Raw genomic sequence first — 16772 nt, 5'->3', positions numbered from 1 at the left:
AATTAATTGACGCAGGGCACATTGCCCGCGACGATCGGCTTCGTGGTGGGCGCCACCGGAGCGCTGGCGGGCGGCTGAGCCGGCTTCGAGGGCTCCGAGGTCTTCGCCGGGGGCGTGGCCGGGCCGGTGGACGCGCCCTTGAAGTCCTTGCCGAGCAGGACCCGCACCTTGCCGGGCGCGACGTCACGGTCCGCCTCGGCCAGTACCGCCGGGCCGAAGACCTGCTTGATCAGGGCCAGCGCGTCTTCGTCGCCCGGCGCGTGCCGGATGACCGTCGAGTTCCGGGTGCTGAGCTTGTTATCGGCCGCGAGTTTGAAACCCTTGCCCTGCAACAGGTTCCGGGTCTCGGTGGCCACCGTGGGCGAACCGGTCCCGTCGAAGAGCTCGACGGTCACCGCTTCCGCGCCCGGCAGGGTGGCCGGGGTCTCGGTAGGCGTCGGCTCGCCCTCCGAAGTCAGGCGGGCGACCTCGGCCTGCACCTGCGCCGGGTCGACGCGGAGCACGGCGGCACCGCCGATGATCGCGTCGCCCTGGGTCGGGATCGTGTGGAACTCGACGTTTCCGCTGGTCAGCCCGCGCATCTGGGCGGCGAACTCCGGCAGATCCCAGCCTGCCGACAGCACGACCGACTTCTTCACGGCCTCGATCAGGTTCGCGATCTTCGCCGGGTTGATCAGGACGTCCGACGAGAGCACCTTGTTCGCCAGCCCGGACAGGAAGGCCTGTTGCCGGGCGATCCGGTCGAGGTCGCCGTTCTGCAGGTCGTAGCGCTGGCGGACGAACGCGAGCGCCTGGACGCCCTCGACGGTCGACTTCCCGGCGGGCAGGTCCACGCCGGACTTCTTCTCCTTGACCGCGTTGTTGAGGCAGACCTCGACGCCGCCGATCGCCTTGGTGATCTCGTAGAAGCTCGACAGGTTCACCTCGGCGTACCGGTCGATCATCTTCGGCTTGCCGATGAACTTCTCCAGCGTCGCGATCAGGTTCTTGCGGCCGGCGTCCTTGGCCTTGGCGTCGACGTCCTTGAGGTCGGTGTTGCCCTGCTGCTGCAGCGTCTTCGACGTGTCGTTGTAGGCGTACACGTACGCGCTGTTGAGCCTGTGCTTGCCGAAACCCCCGGCGATCTCGACCCACGAGTCACGGGGGAAGGAGATCGCGACCGCCTTCTTACCGTTCTGGGGGATGTGCACCAGGATCATCGTGTCGGTCTGGCGCTCGCCGTCCGAAACACCGGCGTGCAGCATGTCGAGGACCTCGCGCGGCAGCGGGTTGCCCTGGGCGTCGGTGCGGCTGTCCTGGCCGACGAGCAGGATGTCGATCGCGCCGTCCAGCGGTTTCGCCGGGGGATGGCCGTTGTCCTCGAAGATGTTCGTGGTCGCGAAGCCCTGGGACGGGTCACCGATGAACTGCCAGCCCCACCAGGTCAGCGCCAGGATCGTGATCGAGACCAGGCTGAACACGACCTTCACGCCACGGCGGGCGAACACCACGACGCCGCCACCACGGCGCGCCGGAATGGGTGGCCCGGGCCACTCGGTCACGTGCGGTCCTCCACGAATCTCCCCAGGGCACACGCGTGCCTCGTCCATGACTCTACTGAGTCTCGTGTTAGACGTCCGTAGGCTGGTGAAAGGTTGCCCCGGTCGTGACACACTCGGCCGGTCATGAAGGAGCAGAGGGAGGATCGCGGCATGCGAGTGCTGGTCACCGGTGGCGCCGGGTTCATCGGATCGCATTACGTCCGGCAGGTGCTGACGGGTGCGTACCCGAGCTTGGCCGACGCCGAGCTGATCGTGCTCGACAAGCTGACCTACGCGGGCAACGAGGCGAACCTGGAGCTCGTGCGCGAGAACCCTCGCTACCGGTTCGAAAAGGGCGACATCTGTGACGCCGCCCTGGTCGGTGAGCTGATGCGGGGGATCGACCTGGTCGTGCACTTCGCCGCCGAGTCCCATGTGGACCGTTCGATCGCCGGCGCGGCCGACTTCGTGCTGACGAACGTGCTCGGCACGCAGACCCTGTTGCAGGCCGCGCTGGAGGCGGGGGTCGGCAAGTTCGTCCACGTGTCCACCGACGAGGTCTACGGCTCGATCGACAAGGGGTCCTGGGACGAGGACCACGTGCTGGAGCCGAATTCGCCGTATTCGGCGTCGAAGGCGTCCTCGGATCTGCTGGCCCGTTCGTTCTTCCGCACGCACGGATTGCCCGTCTGTGTCACCAGGTGCTCGAACAACTACGGTCCGTACCAATTCCCTGAGAAGGTCATCCCGCTCTTCGTGACCAACCTGCTCGACGGCAAGAAGGTCCCGCTCTACGGCGACGGGCTCAACGTGCGTGACTGGCTGCACGTGGACGATCACTGCAACGGCATCCAGCTCGTCGCCGACGGCGGCAGGCCGGGCGAGATCTACAACATCGGTGGCGGAACGGAACTGACCAACCGCCAGCTGACCGAGCGGCTCCTGGACGCCGTCGGCGCCGGCTGGGACAGCGTCGAGCCGGTCGTGGACCGCAAGGGCCACGACCGCCGGTACTCCGTCGACATCACCAAGATCTCGCGGGAGCTCGGTTACGCGCCGCGCAAGTCCTTTGAGGACGGTCTGGCCGAGACGGTCGCCTGGTACAGCGGGAACCGATCGTGGTGGGAGCCGCTGAAGAAGCGTGCGGGGGAGTGAAGACGTGCTGAGCATTCTCGTACCGGGCGGATCCGGGCAGCTGGGGCGTGATCTCGCGGCGCAGGCCACGGACTCCATCGACGTCACGGCCCCGTCGTCCTCGGAGCTGGACGTGCGCGACACGGGCCAGGTCGTCGCCGCGGTGACCGAGCTGGCCGACCGGGCGCGGGCGGCGGGGAGGTCGCCGGTGGTGATCAACGCGGCGGCCTACACCGCGGTCGACGCGGCGGAAACCGACGAGGAGCGGGCGTTCGCGGTGAACGCCGACGGCCCCCGGGTACTCGCCGCGGCGTGCTCGTCGCGCGGGGTGCCGCTCATCCACGTGTCCACGGACTACGTGTTCGCGGGCGACGCGACGTCGCCGTACGAGACCGGTGACCTGCTGGGCCCGCTCAACGCCTACGGCCGGACGAAGGCCGCCGGGGAGGACGCGCTGCTCGGTTCGGGTGCCCGTTCGTGGATCGTCCGGACCTCCTGGGTGTACGGGAAGACCGGGTCGAACTTCGTGGAGACCATGGCGCGGCTGGAAAAAGAGCGCGATGAACTGTCCGTAGTGGACGATCAGACCGGTTCGCCGACCTGGTCACGCGACCTCGCCGCCGGCCTGCTGGAGCTGGCGGGCCGGGTCGCCGCCGGTGACGGGCCGTCGCAGCGGGTGCTGCACTGCACGGGTGGTGGGTCGACGACGTGGTGCGGGTTCGCGAAGGCGATCTTCGCGGAGCTGGGCGCGGATCCGGCGCGTGTGAAGCCTTGCGCGACGGCGGAGTTCCCCCGTCCGGCGGCGCGCCCGGCGTACGGGGTGCTGTCGAACGCGTCGTGGCGCGAGGCGGGCCTCACTCCGCTCCGGGGCTGGCCCGAGGCGCTGAAGGCCTACTTCGCTTCCTGATCTCTCGAAATGCGGGAGGTCAGTGCTTCGTGCTCGCCTGGCGGTACGCGGCGACGGTGAGTTCGGCGCACGCCCGCCAGGTGAAGTTCGCGACGTGCGCGCGGCGCGCGGCCGAAGTGGCGACGGCGTGCGGGTCGCTGACGGCGATCCGCAGCGCCTCCACGAGCCCGTCGACGTCCTCGTAGGGCACCAGGCTCGCGCAGTTCCCCGCGACCTCGCGCAGCGCCGGGATGTCCGTGCACACCACCGGAACGTCCGACGCCAGCGCCTCCAGGACCGGGAGCCCGAAGCCTTCGTCGCGCGACGGCAGCACCAGCGCGCTGGCCCCGGCGACGACGCGACGGAGGTTCACGTCCGACAGGTAGCCGACGTGGCGCGAACGAGAACCCACCGCGAACGAACCGGGACCGACGAACACCAGATCCGGCAGATCGGGCGCCGCCTCGTGCGCCTGCTGGAGCCAGTGCAGGCCCTTCCGTGGGCCGGGGGCGCCGGCGAAGAGCAGGTACTTGTCCGGGAGCCCGAGTTCCTTGCGGCGTTCCGGGTCCGGCGGACGCGCGGTGAACCAGGCCGGGTTCACGCCGAGCGGGGTAACGATGATCTTGCCGCGGTCCACGTCGAGCCGTTCGGCGACCTGATCGGCGACGGCGTTGGTGGGCGTGCAGATCGCGTCCGCGAGCCGGGCGCCGCGCCGCACCAGCCGCGGCAGCTCGTGATCGCTCGGCGCGAGCTCCTCGGGAGCGTCCAGGAAGGCCAGATCGTGGATGGTCACCACGCCCGCGGCGCGGAACCGGCCGGGCAGCACGAAGTTGGTGCCGTGCACGACATCCGTCGGCCCGGCGAACAGCTCCACCGGCGGCAGCTGCGAACGCAGCCAGGCCTTGCGCAGCAGTCGCGCCGCCACCGGCATACCGCGTGCCCGGACGCCGTGCGGCAGCACGTGCCGCAGCCTTCGCCAGCCGCGCAACGTGAACGCGACCGCGCGAGTGTCCACTTCGGACATCGAGGCGAGCTCTTCGGACAGCGCGACGGTGTACCGGCCGATACCGGTCCTGGCGCCGAGCAGCGGGGTCCCGTCGAGCAGGACGCGCAAGGGGCGGTCAGCCACGGCCGAGCCTCTGCTTGGCGACCTTGACCACGCGGCCGCCGACGCGCCGCGCGAGTTCCTTCGGGCCGCCGTCGGCGAGGTACTCGCGGACCAGATCGACGTCGCGGCGCAGCATTTCCTTGCCTCGCACCGGTTCGGCGACCACGAGGTCGCTGGAGCCGGGCAGCCGGTCGGCGGCGGGCCGCGGGTTCCGGCAGAACTCCACCAGCGGTTTCAGCGCCTCCGGCCAGGCGTAACGCCGGGCGACCGCCGCCATCCGCTCGACACAGCCCGCGGCGAACTCCTCGTCGTACAACGCCTTTTCGAGCGCGTCGGCGAGCGCGTCCACGTCCTCGGCCGGGACGACGACGCCGAGCCGTTCCTCGCGGACCAGGTCGGCGAACGAGTCGCCGTCGGTGGTGACGATCGGCAGCCCGGCCCACAGGTAGTCCAGCACCCGCGTCCGGAACGCGAAGGTCGTCTCGACGTGCTCGTAGTGCGTGGTGACGCCGCAGTTCGCGTCGAGCAGCCAGTTCTGGCGCTCCTCGTACGGCACCCACTGCTGGTTGAAGAACACGTGCTTGCCGGTGAGGCCGAGCGTGTCGGACAGCAGCATCGTCCGCGCGCCGATGTCCATCTCGGTGACCTCGGGGTTGGGATGCTTCATCCCGAGGAACACCAGGCGGACGTCGCCGCGGCGCTGCCGCAGCAGTTCGATCGCGCGGACCAGGGTCAGCGGGTCGAACCAGCTGTAGACGCCGCCCGCCCACAGCACGACGTGGTCGGTCTCACCGATACCGTCCAAAGTGGACCGGAGGCCGGGGCCGGTGCGCACCGGGGCCTGCGACGGCAGGCCGAACGGGACGATCGACAGCAGCGATTGGGTGGTCGGGTCGGCGTCGTACAGACGCGGCGACAGCCTGCCCATCGCGGCGAGGTGGCCCAGCCAGAAATGGCGCTGACGGTCCGAGGCGCAGAGGAAGAAGTCGCCGCGTTCCAGCTGCGCGTCGAGGACCTTGGTGACCCCGATGAGGTCCAGCGCCCGTTTGTCGTCGGGAACGCCCTTGCCCTGTTCGAGCAGTTCGAGGTGCATCGGGTCGTACAGATCCGCGACCACGATCTTGTGCGCGTACTGCTTCTTCAGCGAGGGCGCGAGTTCCAGCACGTGGCCCTGCAGGACGATGATGTCGGCCCAGGCGATCGGCGTCTCCAGATCGCGCCGGGTGGCCGCGCTGACCCGGAACGCCGCGGGCGGCGGATCGGCGAGCGGGTTGACCGTCACCAGGTGGACGTCGTGTTCGGTGGCCAGCGTCGCGGCCATGTTCCACGCGCGGATCGCCGGGCCCGCCATGCGTTCGGTGATCGCGTCGCCGGTGATCACCAGTACCTTGCGACGCTGCCCGAAGAGCGCGTCGATACCGAACGTCTCGACCAGGATTTCGTGCGCGGCGAGATAACGCGGCAGCGGATACGCGGGCTCCAAAGCCTTGCGCAGCAAGGGAAGCAGATCGGCGTCCGTGCGGACGCGGGCGGCCTGTTCGGCGGCGCGCGACTCGGCGAGCGAGGGCAGCAGCTCGACGAACTGGTCGATCGCCAGCACGCCGGCCAGCGTCGTCCTCGGCACCTCTACCGGGCCGGTTTCGGCCGGGCCGACGCCCTTGGCGAGGTCGAACCGGGTGGCGTCGAGGTCGCCGCGCGCGGTCGCCCGGCGGACGGCCAGCGCCAGCGCGGCGGGCAGCGCGCGCGTCAGCGTCTCGTCGGAGAGGTTCTTGTACAGCGCCGCCAAGGCGTTGCGCTCCAGCAGGAACGTCTCGCGCCCGGAATCCGGAGTATCCACTGTGGACATCGTGGCGTGGTGCCGGTGGTAGGTCAGCGACTCCGGCACGTAGCGCACGCGCCAGCCGCGCAGGTTCAGCCGCCAGCCGAGGTCGACGTCCTCGTAGAACATGAAGAACCGCTCGTCGAAGCCGCCGAGTTCGGCGAACACCCCGGCGCGGACGAACATCGCCGAACCGGTCGCGAACAGGACGTCCTTGGCGATCTCGTGCTCGGCGGCGGGGACGTCCGACAGCGGGCTGCCGGCGTGGCGCTTGTAGCCCATGCCGAACCAGGTGAGGCCCGCGTCGACGAAATCGGTGCCGGTGCCGTCCCAGTCGAGGACCTTGCTGGCCACCGCGGCGACGGTCGGCTGCGCGCGCAGCTCGGCCACGGCCGTGCCGACCCAGCCGGGAGCCGGGCGGGCGTCGTTGTTGAGGAAGGCGAGGACGGTGCCCGTCGCGTGCCGCGCGCCGAGGTTGCAGCCACCCGCGAAGCCGGAGTTCACCGGCGACTCGACGAGCTTGACGCCCGGGGCCGCGGCCTTGATCTCGGCCACGTCGGTGCCGCCGGAGGCGTTGTCGACGCAGATGACCTCGAGGTTCGGGTAATCGTGTTCGGCGAGCGCGCGCAGGCAGGTGACGGTGTCGGCCGCTCCCCGGTAGTTCACCACGATCACCGAGACGACCGGTTGCGTTTCCCCCTGCGCCAAAGCCGTACTCCCTGCTCTCGATTGGGGCAAGCTTAATTGCCCGCCCACGCGTCCCAGACCGCGCCTCGGCCCAGTGTCGCCCGGCGCCCGATGGCCCGCCGCTCGAGCAGCGTGCGCGGCAGGCGGGCGGCGACGGCGCCGAGGACCCGGCACCGAAGGCTCGGACGGAAGTTCGGTGCCGCCGGTTTCCCACGAAGGGGCAGTACCAGGGTGAGCACGGCGAACTTCACCAGCTGGCGGATCGCCACCGCGCGCGGAGCACACCGCAGGAGGGTCAGGAGGCGGTTGCGTTCATTCCACAGATGGAACTGGACCGAACCCGGCCGGGTGCTCGCGCCATGCCGGTGGGTGACCTCGGCTTCGGCGCCGACGACGTCCCAGCCCGCCAGCCGCAGCCGCCACGCGGTGTCGGTGTCCTCGTAGTAGCAGAAATAGGAGGCCGGGACGCCGCCGACGGAACGGAGTGCTTCGACGTTCAGGACGGCCGCGCCCCCGCAGAAACCGAAGACCTCGCCGGCGGGCTCGGGCAGGTCGGCGCCGTGGCCGTCGGCGGTCAGGCGGACGCCGGTGGACTGGACGGTTCCGTCGGCCAGCGTCAGCCGGGCGCTCACGGCGGCGGCGAGCGGAGCCTTGGCGAGGGTGTCTTCGCAGGTCGCGAGCCAACCCGGGGCCGGGGCGGCGTCATCGTTCAGCCAGGCCATCAGCGGGGTGTCCACTTCGTCCAGCGCGGCGGCCATGGCGCCCGCGTACCCGGTGTTGTGCCGCAGCCGGAGCACCTCGGGCTTCGACGGATGGGCGGCGAGCAGCTCGGCCGTTCCGTCGTCGGAGGCGTTGTCGACGACCAGCGTCCGATGCGGGCGGGTCTGCGCGGCGAGCGCGTCGAGGCAGGCGGTGATGTGCGCGGCGCCGCGCCAGGTGACCACGACGACGGTGGTGCTGGTCATGCCAGAGAGAATAGAGACCATGCCCGAACTGGTCGTGCTCGCGGAGCAGCTGCTGGCGCCCGTCCCCGGCGGGACCGGCCGCTACACCGGCGAGCTGCTGCGCGCCCTCGCCGAGACGGCGCCGCCGGGCTGGACGGTGTCGAGCGTGGTCGCGCGGCACGCCGACATCGACGCCGCGGTCGTCGAAGGCGTCGAGGGTCCACGCGTGCTGCCGGTCCCGCCCCGGGCGTTGATCGCCGCGTGGCAGCTGGGCCTGCCGTGGTGGCCGGGCGGCGACGCCGTTCACGCGCCGACACCGCTCGCGCCCGCCCGCGTGCCGAAGGGGCGGACGCTTTCGGTCGCGGTGCACGACACCGTGCCCTGGACGCATCCCGAGACGTTGACCCCGCGCGGTGTCTCGTGGCACAAGGCGGTGATCGCGCGGGCCGCGTCGCGGGCGACCGCTTTGACCGTGCCGACGCAAGCGATTGCGGACGAGCTCACCGCCCTGGTTCCGGTCTCGGTGCCGCTGCGCGTGATCCCGCACGGTGTCCGCCCGCCCGCCGCGTTCACCGAGGTCGCGCTGCCGGAGCGGTACGTGCTCGCGATCGGGACCATCGAGCCGCGCAAGGGCATCGACGTGCTGATCGACGCCGCCGGCCGGATCGGGGTGCCGCTGGTGCTGGCGGGCCAGCCGGGCTGGGGCGGCATCGACCCCGTGGCGCTGGCGCGCGAGCACGGCGCCGACGTCCGGGTGCTGGGGAAGGTGAGCGACGCGGAACTGGCGTTCGCGCTGAGGGGCGCGTCGGTACTGGCGATGCCGAGCCGGGCGGAGGGATTCGGGCTGCCGCTGATCGAGGCGATGGCTGCTGGGGTGCCGGTGGTGCACTCGGACGTCCCGGCCCTGGTCGAGGTGGCCGGGGGAGCGGGCGTGACGGTCCCTATCGGCGAGGCGCAAACGCTTGCGCATGCCCTTCGCGACGTACTCGACCATCCGGAGCGTGCGGCGACGCTGCGTGACAGTGGTCTCCGCCGTTCGAGTGAGTTCACCTGGCAGCGTGCCGCTTCCGCAGTCTGGGGTCTCCACCTGCGCCAGCGGGTTGCTTGACCGGATTCAGCCGGAGTTTTCCTCGCGTGGCGCGAATCTGTCGGTTCCCCACCGCGGACCCATGGCACCGCCGTACCCTCCTAGGGTGACCGATGACCCTCGCGTGCTGATCGACGCGACCGCCGTCCCCGCGGACCGGGGTGGCGTCGGACGTTACGTGGATTCGCTGGTCGCGGCGCTGGATGGGGACGGCGCGCGGATCACCGTCGTCTGCCAGCCGCGGGACGCGGTGTTGTACGACCGGCTGGCGCCCGGCGCGCGGATCGTGCCCACCTCGCCGTCGACGTCGACCAGGACGGCCAGGCTGACCTGGGAGCAGGCGACCCTGCCCCGGCTGGTTCGGCGGCTCGCCGCCGACGTCGTCCATTCACCGCATTACACGATGCCGCTGGCCAGCCCGGCCGCTTCGGTGGTGACGTTGCACGACGCGACCTTCTTCACCGACGCGGTGTTGCACTCTTCGGTGAAAGCGCGCTTCTTCCGCGCATGGACCGCGACGGCGCTTCGCCGCGCGACGCTGTGCATCGTGCCGAGCATCGCGACGGCGGCCGAGCTGGAGCGCGTCGGCCAAGTGCGCAACGCGGAACTGGAGATCATCCATCACGGCGTCGAACCGGACCGGTTCCATCCGCCCTCGCCCGCCGAAATCGAGGCCGCGCGCCAGGCCGTCGGGCTCGGGAAGACTCCGTACGTCGCCTTCCTCGGCGCGCTGGAACCGCGCAAGAACGTGCCCGCGCTGATCCGCGGCTTCGCACACGCCGTGATCGGCAGGCCGAACCCTCCGGCGCTGGTGCTGGCCGGGCAGCCGGGCTGGGATTCGCAGGTCGAACGCGCGCTCGACGCCGTCCCGCACCGGCTGCGGGTGATCCGGGCCGGATATCTGCCGTTCGACACGCTCGCCGGCTTCCTCGGCGGCTCCGAACTGGTCGCGTACCCGAGCCTCGGCGAGGGATTCGGGCTACCGGTGCTGGAGGCGATGGCGTGCGGCGCGGCCGTGCTCACGACCCGGCGGCTTTCGCTGCCGGAGGTCGGCGGGGACGCGGTCGCCTACTGCGGGGTCGGTGCCGGAGACGTCGCGGCGGCCATCTCGGAGCTCCTCGACGACCCGGCTCGACGGGCGGAGCTGGCCGAAGCCGCGCTTCGGCGCGCGAAGGAGTTCTCGTGGGCGACGACCGCGGAGCGGCATCGGGAGGCTTACGCGAAGGCCTGGCACCGGCATGCGCAGCGGCGGGCTGGCTGAGGATCACTCACGTCTCGTGAGTGTCGGGGAGCAAGGGACCTTTGCTACCGCCTCCGGCGGCGTCGCGTTCGATGCCGAGGTCCTGTCTCTGCCGGGGAGCCGCATGCGGCTCGTGAGGTATGCTTGAGGTGCGAGGCCCCGGTGGGGCCGAGTATGAAAGCCCGTGACGCGTCCGGACGGTCGTCTCGCGGGCTTTTCGCCGTTCAGGGTTCGATGATCGAGTCGATGAGCCTGCTCGCTCTTCGGCGCCAATCACCGCCCGCGCCGAAACACCAGCCCACCGCGTCGGAAATCCACAGCAGGGGTTCGGCGGTCGAATTCAGATGTTCGTAGGTGAGCTCGGTCTTGGACGGCCGGTGGCCGAGGGCTCTCTGCATGGTCTGGCGATCGTGGACATCTCGATGGTCGCGCGAGTCCAGAACCAGCCGGTGAGCGTTCTTGGCGAGTAGGTCGGTGACAGCGCGTTCGAGGCATTTCTGTCTCGTCGCTTCCTCTGTTTTCCGGGTGCACGAGCCCAGGTAGATGGTCGTCGTGACCTTCAACGCGGCTATGCGGTCGATCAGTTGCCTGCGCCGGGGTTCCTTTTCCTTCTTGAAGTGCAGTTCCCGTGCGCCGGGAAGCAGCAACGAGCTCAACTCTCGTCGCGAGGGCGCGAGCTGTGCGGGGGCGACCAGGGTCATGCACAGGAGGTATCGCTGATCTCGCACCGATTCGTCGATGAAGGCGTGCACGGGCATCGGTCAATTCTGCCCGGCGACGATCACGGAACGAAGCGGGGTGCATACGTGCAGTTGCCACCGCGCAACCCTGGGCGTCGGGGTGGGTGCGGCGCGATCGCGTTCGGTGACGGGTGGACAATGGCCGCGTGACTGAGCACCCCAGCTACGGCGACGGGCTCGCCGTCGTGACCGTGACGTACTTCCCCGGCGAAACCCTGGAGAAGTTCCTCGACACGCTCGAGAAGGCGACGGACCGGGACGTCCAGGTCGTCGTCGCCGACAACGACTCCACGGGCGACGACGCGCTGGACAAGGCCGCCCGCCGGGACAACGTCAAGCTGCTCAGGATCGGCGAGAACGTCGGTTACGGCACGGCCGCCAACCGGGGTGTCGCGGAACTCGACGACAGCTACGGCTGGGTCGCCGTAGTGAACCCGGACGTCGAATGGGAACCCGGTTCGCTCGACGCGTTGCTCGAGGTGGCCGAACGCTGGCCGCGCGGTGGCGCGTTCGGGCCGCTCATCCACGATCTCGACGGCACCGTCTACCCGTCGGCGCGGCTCCTTCCGTCCTTCGGCCGGGGGATCGGGCACGCGGCGCTCGGCAAGATCTGGCCGGGCAACCCGTGGACGCGGCAGTACCGGCAGGAGACCGGCGCACCGGTCGAGCGCACGGCGGGCTGGCTTTCCGGGTCCTGCCAGCTGTTCCGCCGCGAGGCCTTCGACTCGGTAGACGGGTTCGACACGCGCTATTTCATGTACTTCGAGGACGTCGACCTCGGTGATCGGCTGAACCGCGCGGGCTGGCTGAACGTGTACGCGCCTTCGTCCAGTGTCATGCACATCGGCGGGCACTCGACTTCGAAGGCTTCGGCGAAGATGCTGCGTGCGCACCACGACAGCGCGTACCGCTACCTCGCGGACCGTCACCGCGGTCTCCTGTGGAAGCCGGTCATGCTCGCGGTCAAGGCAGGTCTCGCGCTGCGCCTCAAGCTCGAAACGCGCCGGAAGTAACCGTTCCGGCCACCGGAATTCGCGCGACTCGGCTCCCTGCCGTCGTTACCGTCGGTGCATGGACTTCGCCGCACTCGACACCTGGCTGACGGAACGCGCCGGGGAGGACCGCTTCTCCGGCGTCGTGCTGATCCGGCGCGGGGACGAGACGCTGTTCGAACACGGATACGGCCTGGCCAGCCGGCGCTGGTCGGTACCGAACGCGCCGGACGTCCGGTACGACATCGCGTCGATCACCAAGGTCGTCACCGCGATCGCCGCGTTGCGGCTGGCCGACGAGGGACGGCTGGACCTCGACCGTCCGATCGGCGAGCTCGTCGACCTCGCCGGTACGGCGGTCGCGACCGGGGCGACGACGCGGCACCTGCTCACGCACACGTCCGGGATCGCCGACGACGCCGACGAGGAAGCCGGCGAGAGTTACGAGGCGTTGTGGGTCGACAAGCCGGTGTACTCCGTGATCGAAACGCGGGATCACCTGCCCAATTTCGCTTATCGGGCACCGAATTTCGCGCCGGGCGAGGGCTGCCGGTACTGCAATTCGGGATACATCCTCGCCGGGCTGGTGATCGAGGAGATCACCGGACGGCCTTATCGCGACCACGTCCGCGAGGCCGTGCTCGACCGCGCGGGGATGACCGATTCGGGTTTCTTCGACCGCCGTGATCCGGAGCCGAGGGTCGCCGAAGGCTGGGATCCCCTCCTCGACGGTGAGCGGGTCACGGGCTGGAAGCAGAACATCTTCAGTTATCCGCCGATCGGTTCACCCGATGGTGGCCTGTACTGCACCGTCGGCGACCTCGTCCGGCTGCTGCGGGCGATCCGCGGGGAACGGCTCCTGAGTCCTGCGCGCACGAAGGAGTTCCTGACGCCGCAGGTGCTTCACAGCAGCGGCGTCTGGTACGGCTTCGGCCTCGAATTCGTCCTGGCATCGGACGGCTCGGTGCGGCACTACTACAAGGACGGCGGGAACGTCGGCGTCTGCTCGCTGATGCGGCACTACCCCGCCGAGGGGCTGGACGTCGCGATGCTGTCCAACGCCACGTACGGCGGGGGTGCGGCGATCAAGGAGATCGACCGGGTTATCCGCGCTTCCTGAGAGGCACGTGAAGGAGCTAAATACCGTCCAGGCGGCGCGAGAGGTTCGACCGCCCCGAAGGGTTCTGCTTCACCGTCGGCACCAGGCCGCCGACCTCGTTCTCGACGGTCTCCGGCTCCGGCTGCTCGATCAGGGGACTCTGCACCGGCGCGGCGGGCGGCCGCCGGGTGAGCGGGGCCGTCGCCTGCGGCAAAGGCCTGGTCTGCTGCGGAGCGCCGGGGCGGCGCGGGTACGGCTGCGGCTGGGTCGAGCCTTCGCCCCGAGCCGGCGGCAGGTCCAGCCGCGTCGTCGGTTCGGGTCCCGCGAGCGGGTGATCGTTCTCGGCGATCAACGAAGCCGGCAGCTGAGTGGTCGTATCCGGGTCCGAGGAACGGTCGATCTCGGCGACCACCGATCGGGGGATCTGCTGGGTGTTCGCGGAGTCCATCGGAGACGTCGCGTTGTCCGGTGTCACGACGAAGGCTCCACGCGCGTTTGCGCGTGCGAGCAAGGCGTCCGCCCGAGCACGGGGGTCCATTCCCCTAGGCCTCCCGACTGACCTGGGGCCCTCTGGGATCAGGGCCGACTGTGTGTTGTCTAGGGTAGGCCCTAGGTGCGGCCGCCGTCAGCAGACCCGCAAACGTCTTCCGACAAAAGTTGGCGGGCCGCCAGGCCTCAGGCTTCCATGTCCGAAAGGATCCGGGTGCTGGAGTCGGCCTTGTCCGTGCCGCCGATGCCGTAGATCATCGAGATGTTGTTGCGGGCCCCTGCCTCGACTTCGTCGGCCGGGAGCTCGTCGACGTTGCGCCGGTCGCCGCCGTTGCAGAACTCGAGCTCCGTGTCGGGGTACGCCGCGCGGATCTGGTCGAACGACTCGTTGATGCCCGGCCCCTGCTCGACGGCGATGTACACGTCGTCGACGATGCGCAGCGCGCGGACGATCCGGGCGCGGACGTCCTCGGTCTGGATCACCCTGCCCTTCTTGAGGACCTGCTGGTGATCGTTGTTGACGATGACGATCAGGTAGCCGGACCGCGCCTGCGCGGCCTCGAACAGATCGAGATGGCCCTGGTGGAGCGGGTTGAAGTACCCGCTGACGATCGAGGCCTTCGCCGGTCGCTCGGTCATCGTCGGTGTCCTCCATAGGCTTACGGGTTCAGGTGGCCCGCTCACCCTAGCCGAGTGCCGGGTAGGTTCGGTGTGTGCGATTCCGTCCTGCCTTCGAGCTGGACCTGGACACGGTTCTGGGCCCGCTGAGCCGTGGCTCGAGGTCGCCCAACGTCGTCCGCACCGAGAGCGGGGTCACCTGGGTGGCCGCCAACACAGCGGACGGCGCGGGCACGCTCGCGCTGCTGCGGCGCGCGGACGGCGAGATCGAGGCTGAGGCTTGGGGGCCGGGCGCGGACAGGCTGCTCGAAGGCGTTCCGGCGATGCTGGGCGCGCACGACGACGACTCCGAATTCGTCGCGCACCACGACGTCATCGCGACGGCGCGCCGCCGCAATCCGGGGCTGCGTCTCGGCTCGACCGGCCGGGTGTGGGACGCGCTGGTGCTCGCCGTGCTGGAACAGAAGGTGACCAGCACGGAGGCGCTGCGGTCGTGGGGTGAGCTGTGCCGCTGGTTCGGGGAGCAGGCGCCGGGCCCGGGCCCGGCGCGGCTGCGTGTGCCGCCGACACCCGTCGCCATCCGATCCATTGTGGACTGGAAATGGCATCGCGCCGGGGTGGACCTGAAACGGCGGACGACGCTGATCGCCGCGGCCCGCGTCGCGTCGCGGCTGGAGAAAGCCGTGGAACTGAAGGGTGTCGAAGGCCGGGCCTGGCTGCGGAAGGTGCCCGGCATCGGCGTGTGGACCGCGGCGGAGATCGCGCAGCGCGCCTGGGGAGACCCGGACGCGGTGAGCTTCGGCGACTACAACATCCCGTCGATGGTCGGGCACGCGCTGGTCGGCGCGAAACTCGACGACGCCGGGATGTCCGAGGTGCTGGCGCCGTATTCACCGCAGCGGCAGCGCGCGGTGCGCTACCTCTCGACGGCCGGATTCCGCCGCCCGAGGTTCGGGCCGAAGATCGAACTCCGCGACTACCGCGCGATGTGATCGCGCCACCGCCGCGTTTAGTCCTCTGAATGCGGCCGTCAGTTGCCCCAGCCTTGCGGCGGGTAGGGCTGCTGCTGGCTCGGGTACTGCGGCTGCTGCTGCGGGTACTGGTGGTAGGGAAGAGCGGGCGGCTGCGGCTTGCTGTTCGACTTCACGAGGAAGTAGATCCCGACGCCGACCCCGGCCAGGATCAGGGCGCCGACCACCAGTACCAAGAGGAAGACCATGCCGAGAGCCTAACCGGCGATCCGGGCAACAGCCCTGTGGCGGCCGGTCGGGCTTCAGGAACAAGCAGCTCGTTTCCGCGGAGGGCGGTCAGCCCAGCGCGGCGTCGACGATCGCCTTGGCCTCGTCGCGGCCGAGACCCAGCTTCTTCGTCAGCGCGGCGTAGTCGGCTGCCGCCTGCCTCGCGCGTTCGCGGCTTTCGTCGCCGACGGCGCTGACGAACGTACCGGCCCTGCCGCGGGTCTCGATCAGCCCTGCCTCTTCCAGCTCGCGGTAGGCCTTGGCGACCGTGTTCGGGGCGATGCCGAGGTCTTCGGCGAGTTTCCGCACGGTCGGGAGTTTGGCTCCGACGGGCAGGGTGCCGTCGTTGATCCGCTCCGCGTAGGCGGTGCGGACCTGCTCGAAGGGCGGGACCGAGGAGTTCGGGTCGACCCTGACCATGCGGTTTCTCCCTTCGCGGACGGTCGGACTACTGACGGGGCGGGACGACCTGGGTCCGGTCTCCGCCGCCACCGGGGACGACCTGGGTGGCGTCGCCGCCGCCACCGGGCACGACCTGCGTCCGGTCGGCGTTCGCGGGCGACACGACCTGGGTGCGGTCCGCGACCGGCGAGACGACCTGCGTGTGGTCGGCGCCGGCGGGGGAGACCACCTGGGTGCGGTCGGCGCCCGCGGCCGTCTGCTGCTGCGGGGACACCACCTGCGTGCGGTCCGCGCTGCCGTCGATCGGCGGCCCGGCCTGCGGGGCGGGCGGCGGGAAACCGGGCATGGGCGGCTGAGCCGCGGCGAACGGGTTGGGCGCCGGGGCACCGGGCGGCGGCGCGAAACCAGCCGGAGCCGGAGGGGGCGGGAACCCGGGCGCCTGGCCGTAACCGGGCTGAGGCGGCGGGAAACCGGGCTGCTGCTGCCAGTTGCCCTGCGGGGCGGGACCACCGGCGGGCGGGGGAGGCGGCGGGAAGCCGGGGGCCGGGCCGCCACCGCCGAAGTTCGGGTTCTGCGGGAAGGTCATCGGCGGTTTCTTCGCCTGATTGACCTTCACGATGATCACCACGATCACGATGATGATGACGATGATCGCCAGGATCAGCAGAAACCAGCCGAAGCCGTCACCGTCACCGCTGCTGTGGACCCGGACCCGGTCGAGATATGGCGTCAGCGCCGTCAGCATCATTCCCCCTTTAGGACGTCAGCC

Annotated in this window: 17 protein-coding genes; 7 read left to right on the top strand and 10 right to left on the bottom strand. The window is 70.2% G+C overall.

Annotation, left to right across the window (positions count from 1 at the left end; translation table 11 throughout):
- Positions 1–2: 2 nt before the first annotated feature.
- Positions 3–1541, bottom strand: coding sequence for an LCP family protein (locus H4W30_RS36160; protein ID WP_192746634.1), 1539 nt, complete (start codon positions 1539–1541; stop codon positions 3–5).
- A 150-nt stretch (positions 1542–1691) separates the two neighbouring features.
- On the opposite strand from H4W30_RS36160, the gene rfbB reads away from it, so the two are divergent.
- Both rfbB and rfbD read left to right on the top strand, forming a co-directional pair.
- Positions 1692–2675 (top strand): dTDP-glucose 4,6-dehydratase, encoded by a 984-nt coding sequence (gene rfbB / locus H4W30_RS36155; protein WP_192746936.1) that lies wholly within the window; start codon positions 1692–1694, stop codon positions 2673–2675.
- 4 nt (positions 2676–2679) lie between these two features.
- Positions 2680–3561 (top strand): dTDP-4-dehydrorhamnose reductase, encoded by an 882-nt coding sequence (rfbD, locus tag H4W30_RS36150; protein ID WP_192746633.1) that lies wholly within the window; start codon positions 2680–2682, stop codon positions 3559–3561.
- A gap of 19 nt (positions 3562–3580) precedes the next feature.
- Here rfbD and H4W30_RS36145 read toward each other — a convergent pair whose 3' ends face one another.
- Genes H4W30_RS36145 through H4W30_RS36135 form a run of 3 tightly spaced genes read right to left on the bottom strand, consistent with a single transcriptional unit; the run spans position 3581 to position 8119 of the window.
- Positions 3581–4669 (bottom strand): glycosyltransferase family 4 protein, encoded by a 1089-nt coding sequence (locus H4W30_RS36145; protein ID WP_192746632.1) that lies wholly within the window; start codon positions 4667–4669, stop codon positions 3581–3583.
- Positions 4662–7175: a glycosyltransferase gene (locus H4W30_RS36140; RefSeq protein WP_192746631.1), complete on the bottom strand. Its 2514-nt coding sequence runs from the start codon at positions 7173–7175 to the stop codon at positions 4662–4664. Before H4W30_RS36140 ends, H4W30_RS36145 begins: the two co-directional genes overlap by 8 nt.
- A 32-nt stretch (positions 7176–7207) precedes the next feature.
- Entirely contained in the window at positions 7208–8119 is a 912-nt protein-coding gene (locus H4W30_RS36135) for a glycosyltransferase family 2 protein (RefSeq protein ID WP_192746630.1), read from the bottom strand.
- 19 nt (positions 8120–8138) lie between these two features.
- Here H4W30_RS36135 and H4W30_RS36130 point away from each other — a divergent pair, with 19 nt between their 5' ends.
- Both H4W30_RS36130 and H4W30_RS36125 read left to right on the top strand, forming a co-directional pair.
- Positions 8139–9206, top strand: a complete 1068-nt coding sequence (locus H4W30_RS36130) for a glycosyltransferase family 4 protein (RefSeq protein WP_192746935.1) — start codon at positions 8139–8141, stop codon at positions 9204–9206.
- Positions 9207–9309: 103 nt separating this feature from the next.
- Entirely contained in the window at positions 9310–10446 is a 1137-nt protein-coding gene (locus tag H4W30_RS36125; RefSeq protein ID WP_192746934.1) for a glycosyltransferase family 4 protein, read from the top strand.
- Between the two features lie 203 nt (positions 10447–10649).
- Here the strand turns inward: H4W30_RS36125 and H4W30_RS36120 are convergent, their stop codons facing one another.
- Positions 10650–11183, bottom strand: coding sequence for a hypothetical protein (locus H4W30_RS36120; protein ID WP_192746629.1), 534 nt, complete (start codon positions 11181–11183; stop codon positions 10650–10652).
- A gap of 128 nt (positions 11184–11311) precedes the next feature.
- Here H4W30_RS36120 and H4W30_RS36115 point away from each other — a divergent pair, with 128 nt between their 5' ends.
- Complete coding sequence (locus H4W30_RS36115; protein WP_192746628.1) at positions 11312–12178, top strand: glycosyltransferase family 2 protein; 867 nt, start codon at positions 11312–11314, stop codon at positions 12176–12178.
- A 58-nt stretch (positions 12179–12236) separates the two neighbouring features.
- Positions 12237–13277, top strand: a complete 1041-nt coding sequence (locus tag H4W30_RS36110; protein ID WP_192746627.1) for a serine hydrolase domain-containing protein — start codon at positions 12237–12239, stop codon at positions 13275–13277.
- Positions 13278–13293: 16 nt separating this feature from the next.
- Here the strand turns inward: H4W30_RS36110 and H4W30_RS36105 are convergent, their stop codons facing one another.
- Together H4W30_RS36105 and H4W30_RS36100 are read right to left on the bottom strand one after the other, a co-directional pair.
- Complete coding sequence (locus H4W30_RS36105) at positions 13294–13731, bottom strand: hypothetical protein (protein WP_378234688.1); 438 nt, start codon at positions 13729–13731, stop codon at positions 13294–13296.
- Positions 13732–13931: 200 nt separating this feature from the next.
- Positions 13932–14384 carry an adenylyltransferase/cytidyltransferase family protein gene (locus H4W30_RS36100; RefSeq protein ID WP_126735155.1) on the bottom strand — a complete coding sequence of 151 codons (453 nt, stop codon included), beginning with the start codon at positions 14382–14384 and terminating at the stop codon, positions 13932–13934.
- Positions 14385–14458: 74 nt separating this feature from the next.
- On the opposite strand from H4W30_RS36100, the gene H4W30_RS36095 reads away from it, so the two are divergent.
- Complete coding sequence (locus tag H4W30_RS36095; RefSeq protein ID WP_192746625.1) at positions 14459–15355, top strand: DNA-3-methyladenine glycosylase family protein; 897 nt, start codon at positions 14459–14461, stop codon at positions 15353–15355.
- A gap of 38 nt (positions 15356–15393) precedes the next feature.
- On the opposite strand, the gene H4W30_RS36090 is transcribed toward H4W30_RS36095, so the two are convergent.
- The 3 genes from H4W30_RS36090 to H4W30_RS44380 form a co-directional block, all read right to left on the bottom strand.
- A complete protein-coding gene (locus H4W30_RS36090; protein ID WP_126735153.1) occupies positions 15394–15582 on the bottom strand; it encodes a hypothetical protein in 189 nt (62 codons plus the stop codon).
- An 88-nt stretch (positions 15583–15670) separates the two neighbouring features.
- Positions 15671–16021, bottom strand: a complete 351-nt coding sequence (locus H4W30_RS36085; protein ID WP_192746624.1) for a GntR family transcriptional regulator — start codon at positions 16019–16021, stop codon at positions 15671–15673.
- 28 nt (positions 16022–16049) lie between these two features.
- Positions 16050–16748, bottom strand: a complete 699-nt coding sequence (locus tag H4W30_RS44380) for a hypothetical protein (protein WP_264082900.1) — start codon at positions 16746–16748, stop codon at positions 16050–16052.
- Positions 16749–16772 lie beyond the last annotated feature (24 nt).

The sequence above is a fragment of the Amycolatopsis roodepoortensis genome, from assembly GCF_014873915.1.
In the GTDB taxonomy this organism is placed as follows: Bacteria; Actinomycetota; Actinomycetes; order Mycobacteriales; family Pseudonocardiaceae; genus Amycolatopsis; species Amycolatopsis roodepoortensis.
The sequence above is the reverse complement of the archived record's forward strand: the minus strand, read 5'-3'. Positions and strand labels throughout refer to the sequence as shown.